Source organism: Dactylosporangium sp. NBC_01737, assembly GCF_035963215.1.
Taxonomy (GTDB): Bacteria; Actinomycetota; Actinomycetes; order Mycobacteriales; family Micromonosporaceae; genus Dactylosporangium.
Genome location: NZ_CP109153.1, coordinates 9,692,925 through 9,713,495, shown reverse-complemented (window position 1 = coordinate 9,713,495; position 20,571 = coordinate 9,692,925). Strand labels below are relative to the sequence as shown.

The 20,571-nt window shown below is 72.6% G+C and carries 21 protein-coding genes; 14 read left to right on the top strand and 7 right to left on the bottom strand.

Annotated elements, in window-relative coordinates; translation table 11 throughout:
- Complete coding sequence (locus OHA72_RS44495; RefSeq protein ID WP_327002138.1) at window positions 1–825, bottom strand: SCO6745 family protein; 825 nt, start codon at window positions 823–825, stop codon at window positions 1–3.
- A gap of 194 nt (window positions 826–1,019) precedes the next feature.
- Here OHA72_RS44495 and OHA72_RS44490 point away from each other — a divergent pair, with 194 nt between their 5' ends.
- On the top strand, window positions 1,020–1,469 hold the full coding sequence (locus OHA72_RS44490) for a group II truncated hemoglobin (protein WP_327002137.1): 450 nt from the start codon (window positions 1,020–1,022) through the stop codon (window positions 1,467–1,469).
- A 157-nt stretch (window positions 1,470–1,626) separates the two neighbouring features.
- Here OHA72_RS44490 and OHA72_RS44485 read toward each other — a convergent pair whose 3' ends face one another.
- Complete coding sequence (locus OHA72_RS44485; protein ID WP_327002136.1) at window positions 1,627–2,211, bottom strand: dihydrofolate reductase family protein; 585 nt, start codon at window positions 2,209–2,211, stop codon at window positions 1,627–1,629.
- Between the two features lie 209 nt (window positions 2,212–2,420).
- Window positions 2,421–3,308 (bottom strand): RNA polymerase sigma-70 factor, encoded by an 888-nt coding sequence (locus tag OHA72_RS44480; protein WP_327002135.1) that lies wholly within the window; start codon window positions 3,306–3,308, stop codon window positions 2,421–2,423.
- 169 nt (window positions 3,309–3,477) lie between these two features.
- Here OHA72_RS44480 and OHA72_RS44475 point away from each other — a divergent pair, with 169 nt between their 5' ends.
- Entirely contained in the window at window positions 3,478–4,812 is a 1,335-nt protein-coding gene (locus OHA72_RS44475; protein WP_327002134.1) for an FAD-binding oxidoreductase, read from the top strand.
- 219 nt (window positions 4,813–5,031) lie between these two features.
- Here the strand turns inward: OHA72_RS44475 and OHA72_RS44470 are convergent, their stop codons facing one another.
- On the bottom strand, window positions 5,032–5,904 hold the full coding sequence (locus tag OHA72_RS44470) for an SDR family NAD(P)-dependent oxidoreductase (RefSeq protein ID WP_327002133.1): 873 nt from the start codon (window positions 5,902–5,904) through the stop codon (window positions 5,032–5,034).
- Between the two features lie 66 nt (window positions 5,905–5,970).
- On the opposite strand from OHA72_RS44470, the gene OHA72_RS44465 reads away from it, so the two are divergent.
- Window positions 5,971–6,381, top strand: coding sequence for a winged helix-turn-helix transcriptional regulator (locus OHA72_RS44465; protein WP_327002132.1), 411 nt, complete (start codon window positions 5,971–5,973; stop codon window positions 6,379–6,381).
- A gap of 70 nt (window positions 6,382–6,451) precedes the next feature.
- Here OHA72_RS44465 and OHA72_RS44460 read toward each other — a convergent pair whose 3' ends face one another.
- Window positions 6,452–7,246 (bottom strand): FAD-dependent monooxygenase, encoded by a 795-nt coding sequence (locus tag OHA72_RS44460; protein WP_327002131.1) that lies wholly within the window; start codon window positions 7,244–7,246, stop codon window positions 6,452–6,454.
- 116 nt (window positions 7,247–7,362) lie between these two features.
- Between OHA72_RS44460 and OHA72_RS44455 the strand changes: the two genes are divergently transcribed.
- The 5 genes from OHA72_RS44455 to OHA72_RS44435 all read left to right on the top strand — a co-directional run bounded on the left by OHA72_RS44455 (window position 7,363) and on the right by OHA72_RS44435 (window position 11,625).
- Window positions 7,363–8,031 carry a DUF4097 family beta strand repeat-containing protein gene (locus OHA72_RS44455; RefSeq protein ID WP_327002130.1) on the top strand — a complete coding sequence of 223 codons (669 nt, stop codon included), beginning with the start codon at window positions 7,363–7,365 and terminating at the stop codon, window positions 8,029–8,031.
- A gap of 126 nt (window positions 8,032–8,157) precedes the next feature.
- Window positions 8,158–9,075: an ABC transporter ATP-binding protein gene (locus OHA72_RS44450; protein WP_327002129.1), complete on the top strand. Its 918-nt coding sequence runs from the start codon at window positions 8,158–8,160 to the stop codon at window positions 9,073–9,075.
- A complete protein-coding gene (locus OHA72_RS44445) occupies window positions 9,072–9,791 on the top strand; it encodes a hypothetical protein (RefSeq protein WP_327002128.1) in 720 nt (239 codons plus the stop codon). The genes OHA72_RS44450 and OHA72_RS44445 overlap by 4 nt, the downstream gene beginning before the upstream one ends.
- 5 nt (window positions 9,792–9,796) lie before the next feature.
- Window positions 9,797–10,957, top strand: coding sequence for a sensor histidine kinase (locus OHA72_RS44440; protein WP_327002127.1), 1,161 nt, complete (start codon window positions 9,797–9,799; stop codon window positions 10,955–10,957).
- Window positions 10,954–11,625, top strand: a complete 672-nt coding sequence (locus tag OHA72_RS44435) for a response regulator (protein ID WP_327002126.1) — start codon at window positions 10,954–10,956, stop codon at window positions 11,623–11,625. Before OHA72_RS44440 ends, OHA72_RS44435 begins: the two co-directional genes overlap by 4 nt.
- 33 nt (window positions 11,626–11,658) lie before the next feature.
- Here OHA72_RS44435 and OHA72_RS44430 read toward each other — a convergent pair whose 3' ends face one another.
- Window positions 11,659–11,955 carry a hypothetical protein gene (locus OHA72_RS44430; protein WP_327002125.1) on the bottom strand — a complete coding sequence of 99 codons (297 nt, stop codon included), beginning with the start codon at window positions 11,953–11,955 and terminating at the stop codon, window positions 11,659–11,661.
- A gap of 184 nt (window positions 11,956–12,139) precedes the next feature.
- On the opposite strand from OHA72_RS44430, the gene OHA72_RS44425 reads away from it, so the two are divergent.
- From OHA72_RS44425 to OHA72_RS44400, 6 genes are read left to right on the top strand one after another with little or no spacing between them, the layout of a single operon-like run.
- Window positions 12,140–13,363 (top strand): ROK family protein, encoded by a 1,224-nt coding sequence (locus OHA72_RS44425; protein ID WP_327002124.1) that lies wholly within the window; start codon window positions 12,140–12,142, stop codon window positions 13,361–13,363.
- On the top strand, window positions 13,363–14,244 hold the full coding sequence (locus tag OHA72_RS44420; RefSeq protein WP_327002123.1) for a carbohydrate ABC transporter permease: 882 nt from the start codon (window positions 13,363–13,365) through the stop codon (window positions 14,242–14,244). Before OHA72_RS44425 ends, OHA72_RS44420 begins: the two co-directional genes overlap by 1 nt.
- The gene (locus OHA72_RS44415) at window positions 14,237–15,040 is read left to right on the top strand and encodes a carbohydrate ABC transporter permease (protein WP_327002122.1); all 804 of its coding nucleotides are present in this window, start codon (window positions 14,237–14,239) and stop codon (window positions 15,038–15,040) included. Before OHA72_RS44420 ends, OHA72_RS44415 begins: the two co-directional genes overlap by 8 nt.
- 28 nt (window positions 15,041–15,068) lie before the next feature.
- Window positions 15,069–16,349, top strand: coding sequence for an ABC transporter substrate-binding protein (locus OHA72_RS44410; RefSeq protein ID WP_327002121.1), 1,281 nt, complete (start codon window positions 15,069–15,071; stop codon window positions 16,347–16,349).
- Window positions 16,350–16,389: 40 nt separating this feature from the next.
- Window positions 16,390–17,460 carry a glycoside hydrolase family 15 protein gene (locus OHA72_RS44405; RefSeq protein ID WP_327002120.1) on the top strand — a complete coding sequence of 357 codons (1,071 nt, stop codon included), beginning with the start codon at window positions 16,390–16,392 and terminating at the stop codon, window positions 17,458–17,460.
- Entirely contained in the window at window positions 17,457–19,634 is a 2,178-nt protein-coding gene (locus tag OHA72_RS44400; protein WP_327002119.1) for a glycoside hydrolase family 31 protein, read from the top strand. The genes OHA72_RS44405 and OHA72_RS44400 overlap by 4 nt, the downstream gene beginning before the upstream one ends.
- Window positions 19,635–19,673: 39 nt before the next feature.
- Here the strand turns inward: OHA72_RS44400 and OHA72_RS44395 are convergent, their stop codons facing one another.
- On the bottom strand, window positions 19,674–20,567 hold the full coding sequence (locus tag OHA72_RS44395; RefSeq protein ID WP_327002118.1) for a helix-turn-helix transcriptional regulator: 894 nt from the start codon (window positions 20,565–20,567) through the stop codon (window positions 19,674–19,676).
- Window positions 20,568–20,571 lie beyond the last annotated feature (4 nt).

Sequence of the window (20,571 nt, the reverse complement as noted above, 5' to 3'; positions counted from 1 at the left end):
TCACTCGTTGGCGGCCTGCGCGGCGGCGGCGATCGGCTCGAGCCCCGCGATCAGCTCGTCGAGCTGGTCCGCGCTGAGCGCGTCGTACGCCGGTGCGGCCAGCTCGTCGGTGAGGGCCTCGATCCGCTCCTTGGTTTCCCGGCCCGCGTCGGTGAACGCGCCGGCGGCGTCCACGAGGCCGCGGCCGCGCAGCCCGTCGATGACCGCGGCCAGCTGCGCCTCGGGCAGGTGGTGGATCCGGCCGAACTTCTCCGGCCTCATCCCGAGGGAGAGCGCGAGCAGGACGTGGGCCTCGGTGCCGCCGATGCCGTGGGCGAGGAGGGCGGCGTTGTGACCGTCGCCGCGATGCTCCCGCAGCAGCGTCGCGGCGTGCCAGAGCCTGGCCACCGGTTCCGTGGGCACCTGCAGCGCCCGGAGCCCGGCGTACAACGCCCGGCCCTCAGTCGGCGCGCTGATCGCTGCCCGGGTGGCGAGGTCGGCGACCCGCACCAGACCGGGAGCATCCGCGAGCTCCCCGATCATCTGCCGGAGCGCGGCGGCGCTGCCCCGCTCGCGCACGGCGATCGCCTCCTGCGGGGTGGTCTCCCCCCAGACCCACGGGATGTGGCGTGCCACCTCGCCATCGGCGAAGTTGTAGAAGACCGCGTGCACCACCTCGGCCGGTGCCAATCCCAGCGGCGCGGCCCGTCCCGCGAAGTATCCGTCCCAGTAGTTGCGCATGCCGAGGGCCAGGAACGCCTCGTTCGGCACCTCGGAGAACGTGACGGTGGCGATCGGCTCGACGAGCTCGTACATGCGGTGGATCCTGGCCTGTGGATGCGGCATCGGCCGGCACCTCCTGTGGTCGTGACCGCCCTGCTGGGCAGCCTCTCACCTCAGCTACGAACGACGCGGCCCGGATACGACAACTCCGGTCGACATCGACCCGGCCAACATTTTCACCACGGGGTACGGTCGCAGCGATCGGATCTTCGATGAACACGCCCGCCGCTCAGCCCCACACTACGGAGGACGAGGCAATGGCCACGCTGTACGAATTCGCCGGCGGCGACGAGGCGCTGCATCGCCTGGAGGAACTGTTCTACACCAAGGTGCTGGACGACCCCGTGCTGCGCAGTGTGTTCCCCGCCCGTCGGCCGAGCCACGTCGAACGCCTCACGTGGTTCACCGCCGAGTCCTTCGGCGGCCCGGACAGATTCACCACCGGCCCGGGATTTCAGTACCTCATTGACGTCCACCGCCATCTGAAGATCACCGACGAGCAGCGGGAACGGTTCGTCGCCCTGTACCGCGAAGCGATCGATGAAGCCGGCTTGCCGGACGACGACGCCTTCCGCGCGGCCGTGCGTGAGCACCTCGAGTTCGGCGCCCTCGTGGCCCAGCAGAATTCGCACGCCGAGACCGACGACCAGCTGCATCCGATCCGTGAGGTCCCTGCCTGGACCTGGCCGCGGCAGTCCGAGAACTGACGGCAGGCTCACCGCCCTCGCGGCGCGCATGGACACCGCCGCCCCGATGCACCCGGTCGGCACGATGCTCTGGGCCACGGCGACCCGTCTGCGCGGCCATTGCGGCACGCCGGTGCGCCCGGTGGGCGGCCCCGGCACAGGTCGGCCGGGACCGGGTTCAGGCGTGCAGGGTGGGCCGGTAGGTGAGCTCCTGGGTGCGGCCGTCCAGCGTCCTGCTGTCGAGCAGTTCGAGGTCGAAGTCCGCCGCTCCCCGGAAGACCGGGTCCGTTCCGGTCCGGCCGCTGATCACGGGGAAGATCGTCAGCTGGACGCGGTCGACCAGGCCGGCGGCCATCAGTGCCCGGTTCAGCGACAGGCTGCCGTGCGAGCGCAACGGCACCGTGGACTCCTCCTTGAGGCGGGCGACGATGTCGACGGCGTCGCCGGTCGCGAGGGTCGCGTCCGGCCAGTCGAGGGGTCCGCGCAGCGTGGACGAGACCACGGTGGTCGGCATGTGCTTCATCCGGGTGTTGATCGGGTCGTCCACCAGTGACTCGGCTGAGCCCGGGCCGAGGAAGTGCACGAAGTCCCGGAAGGTGCTGGCCCCGAGGACCAGCCGCTGCTCCACGCTGTACTGGGCCAGGCGCCGGCTGAGGAACTCGGGACCCTGCTTGCCCCAGTAGCCGCCCCAGTCGCCGCTGCTGTCGTAGGAGCCGAAGCCGTCAAGGGTGCAGAACACGTCGAAGGTGTAGGTGGCGGTCATGGCGCTGTCCTCCGCGAGTACGGTGGCGCCCTTTCGTGGGCGGCCCTCATCTCTGCTACGAACGCCCCGGCCCGGATCCGACACCGGCGTGCAGCCGACTTGTCAGGCACGCGTGACGCGGTGCGCCAGGCCAGTATCGCCATCTGCGCCTCCCGCTCCGGCACGCCCGCACCGGTCAGGAACGCCATCCTGTGGGCGATCCGGGCAGCTCACCGGCTCAGGGTCGTCTCGCGCTGCATGAACGACAGCTTCTCCGGGTTGCGAACGGCGTAGAGCCCGGTGATGCGGCCGTCGTCGACGCGGACCGCCATCACGGTGTCGACCTGGCCGTCCCGCCGGAAGATCAGCGCCGGGTAGCCGTTGACCTGCGCGTGCTGCAGCTCGACCACCTGGCCGATGCGGCCCAGGACCTCGGCCACCGCGCCGGCGCCCACGTGCGGCGCCAGGGCGGCCCTCGCCACGCCGCCGCCGTCACCGACGAGGACGACGTCCGGGGCGAGGATGTCGAGCAGGCGCTGCAGGTCGCCGGTCTCGACCGCCCGCTGGAACGCGCCGAGCGCGTCGCGGGTCTCCGCCGCCGAGACGATCCCGCGCGGGCGGCGCTGCGCCACGTGGGCTCGAGCGCGGTGTGCGATCTGGCGGACCGCCGCCGGGGTCTTGTCGACGGCCTCGGCGATCTCGTCGTAGGACAGGTCGAACACCTCCCGCAACACGAACACCGCCCGCTCCGTCGGCTGGAGCGTCTCCAGGACCAGCATCATCGCCATCGACACGCTGTCGGCGAGCTCGACGTCCTCCGCGACGTCGGGCGCGGTCAGCAGCGGCTCGGGCAGCCACGGGCCGACGTAGGACTCCTTGCGCCGCCGCAGCGTCCGCTGCCGGGTCAGCGCCTGCCGGGTGGTGATCCGGACCAGATACGCACGCTGGTCCCGCACCGTGTCCAGGTCGACGCCGACCCACCGCAGCCACGTCTCCTGCAGGACGTCCTCCGCGTCGGCGGCCGAGCCCAGCATCTCGTAGGCGACGGTGAACAGCAGGTTGCGATGGGCGATGAACGCCTCCGTGGCCGCGGTCATGCCCTCACTGCGCTCCTGCATCGCCGCCCCCTGCCCGCTCGGTCTCGTTGTCACACCCACGAGACGCCGCCGCCGTCCTGCGTGTGACACCCGCGATCGGTGGTGTACGTCACTGCCTCCGTCGTCACAGGTGCCGGGTGGCCGGTGTCTTCATGCACGTCAGAACGGCCCCTGTGGGAGGAACCATCTCATGAGTTCAGCGCTGGAAACCCTGCACCGTGATTTCGGTGGCGACATCATCGAGCCCGGCGCGGCGCAGTACGCGTCGGTGCGAAGCTCGGTGCTGGTGCCGGGCAGCCCCGCCTACGTGCTACGACCCAAGGACGTCCCGGACGTGCAGGCCGCCGTCCGGTTCGCCGCGGCCGCGGGCCTGCCGCTGTCCGTGCGCGGCGGCGGCCACGCCTTCGCCGGCTTCGGCACCAACGACGACGGCATCGTCATCGACCTCGGCAACCTCGCGACCGTGGAGCTCACCGGTGGGCATCGCGTGCGGATCGGCGGCGGCGCCACCTGGGGGCAGGTCGCGGCCGTCCTCGCCCCGCACGGGCTGGCGATCTCCTCCGGCGACACGAAGAGCGTCGGCGTCGGCGGGCTGACGCTCAGCGGCGGCATCGGCTGGAAGGTCAGGAAGTACGGCCTTGCCCTGGACAGCGTGCTCGAGGCTGAGGTGGTCACCGCGGCCGGGGACGTGGTGCGCGCGAAGGCGGGGGAGCACCCCGACCTGTTCTGGGCGATCCGGGGCGGCGGCGGCAACTTCGGGATCGTGACCGCCTTCGAGTTCGCGGCGCACCCGACCACGGACGTCTTCTACGGCAGGATCACCTTCCCGGCCTCGGAGGTGACCGCTGTGCTGCACGGGTGGGCGGACCACCTGCGGACCGCCCCCGAGGAGCTCACCTCGATCGCGAGCTTCGCCAACCCCTTTGCCGGCGGCCCCGACGCGCCGGTCGAGATCCACGTCGTCTTCGACGGCGACGACGCGGCGCTCGCCGCCCGGGCCATCGACCCGATCCGCGGCCTCGGCACAGTGCTCGACGACGACGTCGCGCTGACACCGTACGAGGACACGCTCGTGGACGGCGTCACCCCGCCACCCGGCATCCGGCTGGTCACCCGCAGCGCCTTCGTCGACGGGGCGTCGGTGCCCGACGTCCTGCGCATCCTCGCCGAGGTCGGCGCGGCGCCGGGGTCGCCGTTCATCGCCCTGCGCAGCGTCGGCGGCGCGGTCGCCCGGGTCCCCGCCGACGCCACCGCCTACGCGCACCGCCGCGCGGAGCTGATGTTCGCGACCACCGTCGCGGGCCCGGCGCCGGTCGTCGCCGCCGTCGGGCCCGCGCTGGAAGGGATCTGGCACCGGCTCACCCCGCACGTCAGCGGCGCCTACGCGAACTTCCTCGCCTCCGCCACCGACGACGACGTCGCCGCGGTCTACCCGGCGGGGACCCGCCAGCGGCTGGCGGCGGTCAAGCGCCGGTACGACCCCGGCAACCTGTTCACCGGCAACCACAACATCCGCCCCCTGTAGGTGGCGGGACGCGGGACGTCAGCCTTCCTCGCACCGCCAGCAGATGCCGCCGGGACGGAAGCTCGTACCCGTGCTCCCCGCACCTGGAAACCGTGGCCGTGACCGGCGCGCCGCGGCTGTCGCGCCGGCCGGGCCGGCTGCGATCGGTGAGCGTCCAGTGCAGCGCCGCGACGGCGAGCTCCACCAGCCGGTCCATGCCGGCGACCCGCCGGGGGATGTTCAGGTCGTGGGGTGGAACGGGTCGGGGCCGAGGCCGGCCCGTTCGAGCAGCCGGACCGTGTCGGCCAGCACCTGCCGGCCGTACACCGGATCACGCGACGTGGCAGAGGAGACCGCAGGTCTGCCCTTGGCGTGGTAGCCGCCGGTCCGGGTGTCGAGGCCGGCGCCGTCGGCCAGGGCGACCGCCGTGCGCGCGCCGTGTTCAGGGGTCGCCAGCAGGAACCTGGCCGGCCCCTGGAAGAGCCGGAACACGCCGCCGTTGCGGCCGAAGCCGGTGGCCACGTTGCCGGGGTCCGCGGCGTTGAGCGTGATCTCGTGCTGGTCGAGCCGGGCGGCCAAGGCGTAGGTGAAGGCGAGGTTGAGCAGCTTCGCGTCGCAGTACGCCCGCCACTGGCTGAACCGCCGCGGGTAGGTCCAGTCGTCCAGTCGCCGGCCGAAACGCTCCACGGCCGAGGACATGTTGACCACGCGGGAGGGCCGCCCGGACGCGACGGCGCCGCGGCGCAGTGCCGGTAGCAGTGCGGCGGTGAGGGCGGCCGACGCGACGTGGTGGACGGCGATGGTGCGTTCCACGCCCTCGGGTGAGAGGTCCCGGCGTGCCGCGGCGCCGCCGGCGTTGTTGACCAGGACGTGCAGTTCGCCGCCGGTGGCCGCGACGGCCTGCTCGGCCAGGTCGCGGGCCCCGCCCACGGAGCGGAGGTCGGCCCACACCGGCACCCCTGCGAGCTCGTGGGCGGCGGCGACGGCGCGCGCCTCGGTCCGGGCGTGGACGAGCACCGTCGCCCCGGTGCGGGCGAGGGCCTGTGCGGTTGCCCGGCCCAGGCCGCTCGACGCGCCGGTGACCAGTACGGTCCGGGCTGGTGACGTTGGCATGGCGAAAATCGTTGCAGGCGTGGTGTCCGCTGGCGAGTAGGCACCTCGATGGTATATAGGTACCTCGTGGAAACTATCGGTGACCTGCGGAAGTTCGGCGGTGCCGATGCGTACCTGCGGTCGTGCCCTTCGCGGGGCGTGCTGGACGTGATCGGGAGCAAGTGGACGGTGCTCATCGTCGGGGCGCTCATCGACCGGCCGATGCGGTTCGGAGAGCTCCTGCGGCGGCTTGACGGCGTCACCCAGAAGAGCCTCACCCAGGCGCTGCGACAACTGGAGCGGGACGGGTTCGTGACCCGGACCCAGTATCCGACGATCCCGCCGCGGGTGGACTACGAGCTCACGCCTCTCGGCCACCGGGTTGCCGGCCTGCTCGGCTCGATCCGCGACTGGGCGCAGGAGAACCTGGTCGAGGTGCTCGCCGCGCGGGCGCGTTATGACGCCCGCCCCACCGGGCCGGACGTCCGCCCGGCATGACCAGGCACACTGTTCCGCTCGGCGGCGTCGGTGGTACGGGGATGCCCGCACCCGCCTGCGCCGGCATCGGCTATGCGGGTGCCGCTTCGGTTGCCGGCGGCAGCATGAGGCCGGCGTGTTCGCCAATGGCCTGGGCGGCGTTGCCGCGTGCGGTGCAGGCGACGTAGCCGTCGGGCCGCACGAGGACGTGAGCCGGCGTGCTGAGGCCGTAGGCGCGCGCCACCTTGCCGGCGGCGTCCCCGGTGACGTGCACGGCTTTCAGGGCCGCCCCGGCGCCGGGCCAGGCGAGGTGTGCGGTCGCGTCGATCGCGGCGTCGCCGATGGCGATGAGCGTGAAGTGCGGGCCGCGGAAGGCGTCGAACAGCGTCGCGGTGCGGCCGGTTGCATCGGTGTACCGGGCGTCCGGGGCGCGGTCGCCGGCGCATACGCCTGCTGTGCCGTCCTGGGCCCGGGCCAGCGGGCCGCCGCGGTAGCTGAGCGCGAGCTGCCGCTCCTCGTCGCCGCGTCTGGCCGCTGCGAGGGTCCGGTCGCTCATGCGTGCGTAGATGCCTGCGGACAGGCCCAGGACGCGCGCGGCGACGGGCTGCCGTTCGGCCTCGTAGGTGTCGAGCAGGGCGTCCGGGGCTCCGGCGAGCACCTGGGCGAGCTTCCAGCCGAGGTTGTAGGCGTCCTGGACGCCGGTGTTGAGGCCCTGGGCGCCGGTCGGTGGATGGACGTGTGCGGCGTCGCCGGCCAGGAAGACGTTGCCGGCGCGGTACTGCTCGGCGGCGCCCCTGCTACGGCGGGACGTCGAAGTACGTGTCCGGGCAGGGCTCGTCGCGCAGCGTGCGGCGCCACCACTCGGGACCGGCGGCCGCACTGACACCGGCCGGCCCCGGGCGGGGCTGCGTGTCTGCGCGGTGTCAGTGGGGTGTCAGCGCCGGCCGGGATGGTGCTCCTACACCGCCAGAGCGGCGGGCACAGAGCCAAGGAGCGAGCACCATGCAGACGTACGCCACTCCCGCCCCGATCGCCGCCGTCCTCGACATCCCTGCCGGACGCGTCCAGTTCGTCGCCGGTGAGCGGGCCGACACCACCGTCCGGGTCCTGCCGGCCGACGCCGCGAAGCGCCGTGACGTGAAGGCCGCGGAGCAGACCACCGTCGAGTACGGCGACGGCGTCCTGCGGATCGTGACCGCCGCCGCTGCCCACCAGCTCCTCGGCCCCTCCGGGTCCCTCGACGTCGTCGTCGAGCTGCCGGCCGGCTCCCGCCTGGAGGTGAGGGCGGCCAGCGCCGAGCTGCGCGCCGCCGGGCGCTTCGGCGACGTCGCCTACGACGGCGCGCACGGCGCGATCGACCTCGGCGAGGTCACCGGCGCCCGGCTCGCCACGCAGGCCGGCGACGTCACCATCGGCCGGCTCACCGGCCCCGCGCGGATCAGCACCGCCAAGGGCGACATCCGCATCACCGAGGCCGTCCGCGGCGACGTCGTCCTGAGCACCCAGGCCGGCGACGTGAGCGTCGGCGCCGCCCCGGGCGTCAGCGCGTCGCTGGACGCCGGCACCAGCTACGGCCGCATCCACAACTCGCTGAAGAACACCGGCGGCACCCCTGAGCTGACCATCCACGCGACCACCGCGGCCGGCGACATCGCCGCCCGCAGCCTGTGAAGCAGCCGCCGGCTGCCGTGGGCCGGCCGCCGCCGGTGCGCGGTCGGGTCTGCGACCTGGGTCGCAGATGCAGTGTGGTCCGTGGGTTGATGACCTGGACCGGCCTCGGACGGGACCGTTGGGAACATGACGAAAGCGGTTCATCTCCCTGCGCCCTCCGCGGTGCTCACAGCGGAGCGGGTCACCAAGCGGTACGGCCGGCTGACCGCGGTTGACGAAGCCTCCTTCGACGTCCGGCCGGGCGTCGTCACCGGATTTCTCGGGCCCAACGGTGCCGGCAAGACCACGATGCTGGCGATGCTGGCGGGCCTGGTGCGCCCCACCTCGGGCCGCGTGCTGCTCGGCGGTACGCCGCTGCGGGATCGCCTGCCCGAGGCGCGCACGATCGGCGTGGCGATCGACTCGTGTGGCGCGCACCCGGGCCGCTCGGCCCGTCAACACCTGCGGATCCTGGCCGGGTTCGCGCGGCTGCCGCGGACCCGGGTCGAGGAGGTACTGGCGCTGTCGGGGCTGACCGACGTGGCCGGTCGACGGGTCGGCACGTTCTCCCTCGGCATGCGCCAGCGCCTGGGGCTCGCCGCCGCCCTGCTGGGAGATCCTGAGGTGCTCCTGCTCGACGAACCGGCCAACGGGCTCGACCCCGAGGGGATCCGCTGGCTCCGCACGCTGCTGCGGGAGCGGGCCGGGCAGGGCCGGGCGGTGCTCGTGTCCAGCCATCTGCTCAGCGAGGCGGCGCACACCGTCGACGACATCGTCGTGGTGCGGCAGGGCCGTGTGGTGCATGCCGGCCCGATCGCGGACCTGACACCGGCGAGCGGCGTGTGGGTGCGCACCGACGACCCCGTACGGCTTGCGGAGGCGGTCGAGCGTGCGGGCGGCCGGATCACGCCGGACGGGACCGGTGGGCGGTGCCTGATCGACGGCCTGGACGCGCCCGCCGTCGCCGAGGTGGCCCGCCGGGCGCGGGTGGATCTGTACGAGCTGACGCCGCAGTCCACCTCGCTGGAGGACGTGTTCCTCGACCTGATGGGAGCGCGGTCATGACGTTGATCGTCGGTGAGGTGCGCAAACTCCTCACGATCCGGACCGCGTTGTGGTTCGCGACCGCGTCCGTGGCGCTGGCGGTCCTCAACGTGGTGCTGGTCTCGCTGGCCTCCGGGACGCTCGATGAGGTCGGCGAGAAGCAGGAGGCGCTCGGCGGGCTGCCGCTGCTGCTGGTGTTCTTCGGCGTGGTGGCGGTCACGGCCGAGTACCGGCATCACACCGCGGCGCCGGCGGTGCTCGTGTCGGGTCGCGGCCGGGGTGTCGTCGTCGCCGCCCGGCTGGGCGCGACCGTGGTGGTCGGGCTGGGCCTGGCGGTCCTCACGACGGGGGCGGCGTTCGCGGTCGGGGTGCCGATCCTCGCCTCGCATCATCCGGGCCCCGATCTCACGGCGGCGCAGCTGACCTCGTTGGCGGGTGGATGCGTGCTGGCCGGGACGCTGTCGGTGCTGGTGGGCGCGGCCCTCGGTGGGCTGCTCCGCAACCAGATCGCCGCGGTGGTGGCCGGCATCGTCGTCTACTTCGTCGTGCCGTCGCTGGTCGGCATGATCAGCGCCTCCGTGGTCGACTACACCCCCTTCGGCAGCCTGCAGGTCCTCACCGGTGGTGTGCACGGCGCCGCGCACTCCGTTGCGGCCTCCGCCCTGGCGCTCGCCGCCTGGGCCGTCGGGCTGGCGGCGTTCGCCGTGCTCGCCGAACGGCACCGGGACCTAGGATAAAAGCCATGACCTGGTTCAAAGCCCCCCGGTCGCTGGGCCGGCTGGGGGGCGGCCGGTGGCTCAGCCCCCGCGCCGAGCAGGTGCTGGTCGACGTCATCGCGGTCCTGTTGGGCGTCGCGGGCGAGTTGTCCCTGCTGTACGACGACGCGTCCCCGGTCCGCCCGGCGACGGTGCTCGTCACCGTGACCGCCGGCGCCGCACTGTTCGCCCGGCGCCGGCATCCGGTGCAGGTGCTGGCGGCCATGCTCGCCACCACCGGTCTCCTCTTTGCCTGGGGCGAGTCCCCGGGCGGCATGCTGGTCTGTGTCGCCCTGTTCACCGTCGCCGAGCGCTGCCCCGCGCGGGTGTCGGTGGTGGCGCTGATCGGCGCCACGGTCGTGCTCGTGGCGCTTTCGGTGACGTCGGTACCGCCGCCGGTGGCTGTGTGGGCGGTCGGCGCCGCCCTGCGTGGCCGCCGCCGGCACCACGACGACCTGCGTGCCCGCGCCACCGCCGCCCGGGCCGAACGTGAACAGCGGGCGGCGATCGCGGCGCACGAGGAGCGGGCCGCGATCGCGCGGGAGCTCCATGACATCGTCGCGCACTCGGTCACGGTGATGCTGCTCGGCGTCCGCGGCGCGAGGGACGTGCTTCCGACGGCACCCGACGTCGCCGCCGAGGTGCTGTCCCGGGTGGAGTCCAGCGGCGAGCAGAGCATCGTGGAGCTGCGCCGGCTGCTGACGGTGCTGCGTTCCGGAGCGCCTACCGGGGCATCCCCGGCGGCACCGTACCGGCCGTTGCCGGGCCTGGCCGAGCTGGCGGAGCTGGCGGCCACCTTCCGTGCCGTCGGGCTCTCCGTCAGCCTCGAGATCGACGGCGTACCACCCGTCGTCGACGAAGGGGTCAGCCTGTCGGTCTATCGCATCGTCGAGGAGGCCCTCACCAACGTCGTGCGTCACGCCGGAACCGACCACGCGCTCGTCCGGCTCAAGGCCGGGCACAGCCACATCGATCTCGAGGTGTCCGACCGCGGCGCGGGGCCGTCGGGGCAGCACCCTCCCGGGGGCCACGGGCTCGTCGGCATGCGCGAACGCGTCCGGCTCCTCGGAGGGACCTTCACGGCAGGACCTGGTCCCGACGGCGGCTTCCGCATCGCCGCGTACGTGCCGATTACGGTGGGCCCGTGAGCATCCGCGTCCTGCTGGTCGACGACCAGGAACTGATCCGCACCGGTCTTCGGCTCTTCCTCAACACCCAGGACGGCATCGACGTCGTCGGCGAGGCGGACAACGGCGTGGAGGCGGTCGCGCGGACAGCCGAGCTGCGACCGGATGTGGTCCTCATGGATGTCCGGATGCCCGTCCTGGACGGCGCGCCCGCGACCGCGCACCTGACCGCGCCCGGCCGCGACCACACGCCGCGGGTCCTGATCCTCACCACGTTCGACCTCGACGAATACGTCTACGGAGCGCTGCGTGCGGGCGCGGCGGGCTTCCTGCTCAAGGACGCGCCGCGCGACCGGCTCCTGGAGGCCATCCAGGTGGTCAACGCGGGCGACGCGTTGCTGTCTCCCACCGTCACCCGCCGGCTGATCCAGGAGTTCGCCGCCCGCCCGGCGGTCGCCGCCCGCCCCTCACCGCTGCTCGACTCGTTGACCCCGCGCGAACGCGAGGTCCTCGTCCTCGTGGCCCGCGGACTGACCAACGGCGAGATCGCGGAGAAGCTGGTGGTGACCGAGGCGACCGTGAAGAGCCACCTCGGCCGCGTGCTGGCCAAACTCGGCGCCCGCGACCGGGTGCAACTGGTCATCTTCGCCTACGCGAACGGCATCGCCGCCGACCCGGACAGCATCTGACAGCCCAGCCCAGCCCAGCCCAGCCCAGCCTGGTCAGCCGGCGGCGACGGTCCGGACCCGGACGATCGCTCGCACCTCTCGCCCGTGGCTGTCCTCGGTGACCGCACGCCACGGTGACGGCGGCATGCCCCTGGCCAGCCAGGCGATCAGGACCGCCCACCAGACCAGCATCTTGCCGAGCGTCATCAGCATCCACGGCAGATTCGGCAGCAGGAACTCCCGCCAGTTGAGCCCGGTGTCCTGGAACCGGGCGCGGTTGAGATAGACCAGGCCGCTGCCGATGATGCCGATGAGGTTCGTGCATCCGAGGAACGTGGCGAACGATTCCACGGCGCTCCTTCCACTGCTCCGACGGTTTCCGCGTGCTGCTGGGAACTGACGGACACGCGGTGCGCCGGTGCCCGGGTCCTGCGGCGGCGACCGGCCCGGCGGTTACCGAAACGTGCCCTTGACCTTGGCGGTCCGGCGTGGGACTTTGTATCGCAACTTAATGAAGTAGGTGGACGAAGTGCCGTTGGCGAAGCATGGGGCGGGCCGGGATCTCTCCCGGTCGGCGGTGCTCGCGCTCCTGGGGAGCCGCGGGCCGACGTCGCGCGCGGACATCGCGCGTGAGCTCGGGCTCAGCCCCACTGCCGTGTCGCAGATCATGCGGCGGCTGCTGGAGCAGCGGATGGTCGAGGAGGTCGCGCAGGCGCCGTCCAGCGGCGGGCGGCCCGGATCGCTCATCGGCCTCGTCGGCGGGGCCGGCCGGGCGCTCGGGGTCAAGGTCGCGGCCGACCACCTCGCGATCGTCAACGTCCGCCTCGACGGGCAGATGCTCAGCAGCACCACGCTGGCGTTCGACGCGATGGCCCCCGACGCGCTGCCCAGGCTGGCCGCCGAGCTGGCAACCCACACGCACAGCGACCCCGGCCTGCCGAAGCTGCTGGGCGTCGGGGTGGCGGTGCCCGGCGTCGTGGCCCGCCCGGACAAGGGCACCGTCGACGCCGACGTCCTGCAGTGGCGCCGGCTGCCGGTCGGCCGGCACCTGCGGGGTGTGCTCGGGTTGCCCGTCGTGGTCGAGAACGACGTCAACGCCCTCGCCGTCGCCGAGGTGCTCTACGGCCACGGCCGTGAAGCCGACGACTTCCTCGTGCTGACCATCGGCCGCGGTATCGGGATGGGCATCGTCGCCGACCGCTCGGTGTACCGGGGCGGCAGGGGCGGCGCGGGCGAGTTCGGGCACGTGCCGATGGACGAGCAGGGCCCGCCGTGTCAGTGCGGGCGGCACGGCTGCCTGGAGGCGTGGCTCGGCGAGCCGGCACTGGAGCGCATCGCCCGCGAGCGCGGCGTGATCGGTCCGCGGCAGGGGTTCGCCGCGCTCGTCACGGCCGCCGATCGCGGCGACCGGCCCGCCGCCGAGATCTTCGCCGACGCCGGGCGGCTGCTCGGCCGGGCGGTCGCCGGCGCCGCGAACATGTTCGACCCGGACCGGATCGTCATCTCCGGTGAGGGCGTGGCGCACTGGATCCACTGGGACGCCGCGTTCCGCGCCGAGTTCGCCCGCCGCCAGGTCCGCGGCGGCGACGGCATCGCCGTGGTCCTGCACACCTGGGACGACAGCAGCTGGGCGCAGGGCGCGGCGGCGCTGGTGCTCGCCGCGCCGTTCGACCTCGACGGGTTCGGCGGCGAGCAGGCGAACCTGGTCGTCGCCCGCCTGCACGGCAGCGTCGAGGGCGCCGACGGGACGGTGGAGTGATGGTCGGCCCGCGCGGTGTGCGCAAGGCCGGCATCGTCGCGCTGTTCCTGCTGCCCAGTGCCGTGCCGCTGCTGCTGTTCACGATCGCGCCGATGCTCGGCGCGGCCTGGATCAGCCTGCACACCTGGAACCTGCAGTCGCCGATGCGGTGGACGGGCCTGGACAACTTCACCCGCCTGCTCGCCGATGCGGAGACCCGCGACGCGCTGCTGCACACGCTGTACTTCCTGGCGCTGTACCTGCCGCTGGTCTACCTGCTGGGCCTGGCGCTCGCCGTCGGACTCAACCGGCGGTTCCCCGGGCGGAGCCTGCTGCGCTCGATGTACTTCCTGCCGGTCGTCACCAGCTGGGTGGTCGTCGCCCTGACCTGGAAGTGGCTGCTCAACCCCGCCAACGGTCTGGTCAACCACGCCCTGGAGTCGGTCGGCATCGCGGGCCCGGGGTGGTGGGCGTCGTCAGGATGGGCCATCCCGTCCGCGGTCGTCGCGTCGGTCTGGAAGGACGCCGGGTTCGTCATGGTGATCCTGCTGGCCGGTCTGCAGAGCATCCCGGAGGAGTACCTCGAGGCCGCCCGCCTCGACGGCGCGTCGGCGTGGCAGAGCTTCTGGCGGGTCACGTTCCCGCTGCTGACCCCGTCCAGCTACTTCGTGGTGGTGATCTCACTGATCAGCGGATTCCAGGTCTTCGACCAGATCTACGTCATGACCGGCGGCGGGCCCGCCGGCGCGTCCCGGCCGCTGGTCCAGGAGATCTACGACCTGACGTTCCGCTACGGCGACGCCGGTGGCGCGTCGGCCCTGAGCCTGCTGCTGTTCGCGCTGATCCTGCTGGTCACCGTGGTCCAGCAGCGCCTGCAGCGCCGGTGGGTGACCTATGTCTAGGCGGCTGCTCATCGCGGTGCTCGCCGTCGGCGCGCTGCTCATGATCTTCCCGTTCGTCTGGACCTTCGTCACCTCGATCACCGCCGGCGGTGACGTGCTCACCACGCCCCGCCTGATCCCCGAGAAGGCCGGCCTCGACGGGTACCGCACCCTCTTCGAGGTCCTGCCGTTCTGGCGGATCACGGTCAACAGCCTCGTGCTGGCCCTGGTCTCCACCGCGCTGCTGCTCATCACCAGCTCCACGGCGGCCTACGCCTTCGCGCGGCTCGACTTCCCCGGTAAGAACGCCGTCTTCGTCGCGTACCTCGCGACGCTGATGATCCCCATGCAGGTGCTCGTCGTGCCGCTGTTCATCGAGATGCGCGCGTTCGACCTGATCGACACCTACGCCTCGCTCATCGTGCCGACGATCGCGTCCGCGTTCGGCGTCTTCCTGCTGCGCCAGTCCGTCGCCGTGCTGCCGAAGGAGCTCGACGAGGCGGCGTTCGTCGACGGCGCCGGGCACATCCGCATCTTCCTGCGGATCACGCTCCCGCTGATCCGCCCCGCCCTGGTGACCTACGGCCTGTTCGCGTTCATGTCCAGCTGGAACGCGTTCCTGTGGCCGCTGGTGGTCATCCGCTCCCGCGAGTTCATGACCCTGCCGCTGGGCCTGGCCAGCCTCAGCGGCGAGTACACCGTCCAGTGGAACGCCATCATGGCCGGTTCGGTGGTCAGCATCGTTCCCATCCTCGCCCTGTACGCGGTGGCGCAGAAGCACATCGTGCAGAGCGTCGCCCAGGCCGGTCTCAAGTAACCAGACACCCCCGATTGTGAGGCCCACCATGTCCGCTCGTCCCCGGCTCCGGTTACACCGGGCCGCCGCCGCTCTGATCACCGTCGCCGCGCTCGTCCTGGCCGGATGCTCCAAGGGCTCCGCCACCAAGGACACCTCCGAGGGTGGCGTCACCACCGTGCGCTACCTGACGTTCTCCGCCGCGCCCGACCACCTGGACGACCTCAACGGCATCGTCGCCGCGTTCGAGAAGGCCAACCCCGACGTCAAGATCTCCGTGCAGACCGCGCCGTACAAGGACTACTTCACCCAGTTGCAGACCTCGATCGCCGGCGGCACCGTCGCCGACGCCTTCGAGCTGGACTACCAGAACTTCGTCACCTACGCCCAGGCCGGCTCCCTCGCCGATCTCGCCGGCCCGGCCGCCAACGACAAGAACTGGCAGGCGTCGGTGCTCTCGCCGGCCGCGCTGGACGCGTTCAAGCACGGCGGCAAGCAGTACGCGCTGCCCGAGTCCTTCTCGACCGTCGTGCTCATCTACAACAAGGCGCTGTTCGACGCCGCCGGCGTGGCCTACCCCACGGCCGACTGGAAATGGGCGGACGAGGCAGCCGCCGCGCAGAAGCTCACCAACAAGGCCAAGGGCGTCTACGGCGACTTCCAGCCGGTCAGCTTCTACGAGTTCTACAAGGCGGTGAACCAGGCCGGCGGCACGTTCCTCAGCCCCGACGGCAAGTCCGCCACGTTCAACAGCCCGCAGGGCGTCGCCGCGGCGAAATGGCTCATCGGCAAGTCCGGCACCACGATGCCGACGGTGACCGAGATCGGCAACACCCCCGACTTCGACACCAACCTGTTCAAGTCCGGCAAGCTCGCGATGTGGCACAACGGCAACTGGCAGTTCGACACGCTCAAGGACGTGCCGTTCGGCTGGGACGTCGTCGTCGAGCCCGGCGACGCGCAGAAGGCCAGCGCCGTGTTCCAGAACGGCGTGGCGGTGTCGGCGGCCAGCAGCCACAAGGACGCCGCGTTCCGCTGGCTGAACTACCTCACCACCTCCGAGCAGACCGTGACCGCGCGGATCAACTCGTCGTGGGAGCTGCCGCCGCTCGCCGACGCCTCGAAGCTGTCCGGCTACCTGAGCAAGACACCGCCGGCGAACCGCAAGGCCGTCATGGACGCGCTGGGCAAGCAGTCCCTGCTGCCGGTCATCGCCAAGGAACAGCAGATGCAGGACATCGTCAACAACGCCCTGACCAAGGCGGCCGGCGGCGAGGACCCGCAGAAGATCCTCGACGACGCGGCCAAGCAGGTCACCGCACTGCTTTAGCCCGGCGTCACGACGAACCCAGCAACGTAAGGAACAGCAGATGCGCGACCTGGTCGAGCACAGCATCAAGGTGATCACCCGCGAGCAGGCGCCGAGCGGCGCCTACCCCGCCTGTTCGAACTTCGCGGTGTACGGCTACGCGTGGCTGCGCGACGGCGCGTTCGTCGCCGAGAGCATGCGGGCGCACGGCATCACCGACGGGGCCCGGGCCTTCCACGAGTGGACGGCCCGGGTGCTGACCGACCGCGCGGAGCGGATCGAGGCCGTCGTCGCGGCCCTCACCGCCGGCGAGGAGATCGACCAGGCGCGTTTCCTGCCCACCCGCTACACGCTCGACGGCGCCGACGGGTCCGAGTCCTGGTGGGACTTCCAGCTCGACGGCTACGGCACCTGGCTGTGGGCGTTGCAGCGGCACCTCGACGGCAGCACCGACCACACGTTCGCAGCGGCGGTCACGCTCACCGTGCGCTACCTCTGCGCCGCCTGGCGGCTGCCCTGCTACGACTGGTGGGAGGAGCACGCCGAGCAGGTCCACGTCGCCACGCTCGCATCGCTCGAGGCAGGGCTGCGCGCGGCGCTGCGCACCGGCCTGCTCGCCGACGGCGACGCCGGTACCGCATCGTCCACCGCCGACGCGATCGCCGCGGTCATCGCCGCGGACGGCAGCGTGGACGGGCGGCTGCGCAAGTGGCTCGGCTCCGACGCCGTCGACGGCGCGCTGCTGGCCGCCGTCGCCCCGTTCCGCATCGTGGACGACGCCACGGCGCGGCGCACGGTCACCGCCGTGGAACGCGACCTGCTCGACGACGGTGGCGTGCACCGGTTCCGGGCCGACGTGTTCTACGGCGGCGGGCGGTGGCCGGTCCTCGCCGGCCTGCTCGGCCAGGCGTACCTCCGGCTCGACCGCCCCGGCGACGCCCACCGCCAGCTCGCCTGGATCGCCGGCACCGCCGCGGCCGACGGCGACCTGCCGGAGCAGGTCAGCGACCGGCTGCTGCACCCGCAGCACCGCCAGGAGTGGCTGCAACGGTGGGGTCCGGTCGCGACCCCGCTGCTGTGGTCGCACGCCGCCTACCTGTCCCTCGCCGCAGAACTGGGGGTGACGCTGTGATCCGGCACCGGCCCTTCGGCTCCGGCCACGCGTACCAGCCGTCCATCGACCAGCGCCTGCCGGTGCGTCCCCTCGCGGGCGAGCCGGTGAACCTCGGCGTCGCGGCCGCCGCGTCCGTCACCGCCGTGCGCTGCGAGTGGGACGGCGGCGCCTTCGACCTGCGCCGCGAGGGCGCCGCGACCGGGCCGACCGCCGGGGCCGAGGGGCACCTCGCCACGGCAGCGGCCGGGCAGCGGGGGCGCAGCGTCCGCTGGGCCGCCGACAGCCCGCCGCTACCCGCCGGCCGCCCGGTCCGGTACCGGTTCGTCGCCACCGACGGCACCTGCACCCGCCGCACCCGCTGGTTCGACGTCCAGGCGGTGGCCTGGTCGCCGACCGGCGGCACCCTCACCACCCACGGAACGAGCCGCCTCGAGCCCGGCACCACGTCCTGGCTCGCGGACCCCGACCAGGTCCACCGGGTACGGTTCGCGCTGCGCCTCACCGCCGGCGAGCACGTCATGGGGTTCGGGGAGCGCTTCGACCGGCTCGACCAGCGCGGGCACACCCTCGACGCGACCGTGTTCGAGCAGTACAAGGGGCAGGGCCCGGCCGGGCGCACCTACCTGCCGATGCCGTTCGCGCACGTCCTCGGCGGCGACGGCTGGGCGTTCCACGTCGACACCGCCGAGCGGACCTGGTACGACGTCGGCGACCTGCTGTGGATCGAGGCGGACGTCACCGGGGGACACCTCGACGTGCGCTTCTACGACGGCTCTCCCGGCGAGGTCCTCGACCGGTGGCTCGGCGAGGTCGGCCGGCCCGAACCCATGCCGGACTGGGTGTTCCGGCTGTGGGCCAGCGGCAACGAGTGGAACACCCAGGAGCGGGTCGCCACCGAGATGGCGCTGCACCGTAAGCACGACATCCCGGTCGGGGTCGTGGTCGTCGAGGCGTGGAGCGACGAGTCGACCTTCGTGGCGTTCCGTGACGCGCGGTACCAGGTCCACGACGACGGCCGCCCGCACCGCCTGGCCGACTTCGCCTTCCCGCCGGACGGCGCCTGGCCCGACCCGAAGGGCATGGTCGACGACCTGCACGCCGACGGCGTCAAGGTCGTGCTGTGGCAGATCCCGCTGCAGAAGATGCGCCCCCACCCGACCGGCCAGAGCGCCGCCGACGCCGCCATCATGGTCGCCCGCGGCTACGGGGTGCGCGAGGGCGACGGCAGGCCGTACCGCAACCGCGGCTGGTGGTTCCCCACGGCCCTCATGCCCGATCTCACGAACCCCGAGGCGCGCGACTGGTGGCTGGCCAAGCGGCGGTACCTCGTCGAAGACGTCGGGGTCGACGGGTTCAAGACCGACGGCGGCGAACACGCCTGGGGCCACGACCTGCGCTACGCCGACGGCTCGGCCGGCGCCACCGGCAACAACCGCTTCCCCGTGCACTACGCCGCGTCGTACGGATCCCTGCTGCGCTCGTGCGGCAAGGCACCGGTCACGTTCAGCCGGGCCGGCTTCACCGGCTCACAGGCGCACGGGCTGTTCTGGGCCGGCGACGAGGACTCCACCTGGGAGGCGATGCGGTCCTCGCTGCTGGCCGGCCTCACCGCGGCGGCGTGCGGGATCGTCTACTGGGGCTGGGACCTGGCCGGATTCTCGGGACCCGTCCCCTCCGCCGAACTGTACCTGCGGGCCACGGCCATGTCCGCGCTCCTGCCGATCATGCAGTACCACTCCGAGTACAACCACCACCGCACCCCGTCCCGCGACCGCACCCCGTGGAACATCGCCACGGAGACCGGCGACCCCCGGGTCCTGCCGGTGTTCCGCCGGTACGCGCACCTGCGCGAACGGCTGGTGCCGTACCTCGCGTCCTCGGCGGCCCGCACGATCGACACCGGCTGGCCGCTGCTGCGCTCGGTGTGCCTGGTCGCACCGGACGACCCCCGCGCGTGGCAGCACCCGTACGACTACCTGCTCGGCGACGACCTGCTGGTCGCCCCGGTGGTCGCGGAGGGCGCGACGACCCGGTCGGCGTACCTGCCGCCCGGACGCTGGATGGACCTGCGGACCCACGAGGTGCTCGACGGCGCCCGCGAGGTGGAGGTCCCGGCCCCGGTCGAGGAGATCCCGGTCTGGTGCCGCCTGGAAGCAGCGGAACGCCACCGCGGCCTGTTCACCGCCGCCTGACCCGGCCGTGCCACGCGGATTCGCTCGCTCACAGCGGGCTCAGCCGTATCGTTCGACGAGCGCGGCGCCGATCGAGGCCAGGTGGTCCCGCACACCCGGAGGGCCGGTCACCTCGAGCCATTCGATCAGCCCGGCAAGCTCGCCGGCGAGCGCGTACTCGTTGTAGCCGCGGATCACGACCTCGATGCGGCCGTCGGTCGTGGAACCTCCGACCTCGAGCCGATCGCCGAGGATCATCCGGAGCTTGCTTATCCCTTGGGGCGTGCAGACCGCCTGGATCTCGAGGGGCGTTCGCCTGCGGTCGACCTCGTCGGCGATCTCGCGCCAGCTCTCGGCGAGGTCGAAGTCCACGGGCCGGTGCACGGGATCGCCGGTCGGGGCGACGGACGACACGCGGTCGATCCGGAAGGTCCGCCGGCCGGCCCCGGTGTTGCAGACGAGGTACCACGACGGGCCTTTGGCGACGATGCCCAGCGGGTGGACGGTCCTCTCGGTTTCGGCGCCCTCGCGGTCGACGTAGCCGAGCCGCACCTGGACGCCGCGGATCACCGCGTCCTGGAGTTCGTCGAGGAACCGAGCCGGCCGGTGCTCGACCTGACTCGACCCCCACCGCTGCGGGTCCATGACCAACGACGACGCTGCCGCCTCGGCCTGCACCCGGAACGGCTCCGGCAGCGCACGGACGAGCTTGCGCAGCGCCGCTTTCACGGCCGGCGTCGCAGCGGAGGCCTGGCCGGCGACCAGGAACAGGGCGCGGGCCTCACTCGCGGTCAACCCGGACAGGTCGGTGCGGGCGCCACCCACCAGGCGCCAGCCGCCGCCCCGGCCCTGCATCGAGTACACGGGCACCCCGGCCATGGCCAGCGCGTCGAGGTCGCGGCGGGCGGTGCGCTCGGAGACCTCCAGCTCCCGGGCGACCTCTGTCGCTGTCACCTGC